General features: G+C 45.1%; 1 protein-coding gene. It reads right to left on the bottom strand.

Features of this window, described 5'->3' with window-relative positions; all coding sequences use genetic code 11:
- On the bottom strand, positions 1–181 hold a 181-nt coding region (locus G8O24_RS47450; RefSeq protein WP_497717879.1), incomplete at its 3' end, for a 3'-5' exonuclease family protein.
- Positions 182–379: the final 198 nt, after the last annotated feature.

Here is a 379-nt window from a genome sequence, read left to right as displayed (position 1 = left end):
CGTCTTCAGCCGTAATGTCGTGGACCTTGACCTGCTGGGCGTCAAAAGCCATCTGGGGGTTGATGACCGTGTAAAAGCGGTCGATAATCTTGCTCTCCCGCACTAAAACCAAGGCCAAAGAGCAGGCGCTGGCCGGGTGCTGGTTGGCAGTTTCAAAGTCCATGGCAACGAAATTCATCATAAGCAAAAGCCTCCATGTTGCGCGTAAGTCAAATTAAGACAAGCAAACTTGATCCAAGCTAGTATAACACAGCGTGAATGCGGTAAAATATCAAAAGGAAGATTTAGAGGAGGCAATTTTAATTGAAGCTGTATGACTTAAAAGCGCAAGGACTTAATTTGCAAGAAAACATTCCTTTGAGCCGTTATACTTTTACCC

Origin of the sequence: Bradyrhizobium campsiandrae (assembly GCF_014529705.1) — a bacterium.
GTDB lineage: Bacteria > Pseudomonadota > Alphaproteobacteria > Rhizobiales > Xanthobacteraceae > Bradyrhizobium > Bradyrhizobium campsiandrae.
Note: the sequence above shows the minus strand (reverse complement) of the source record. Positions and strands in the feature narration are given on the sequence as shown.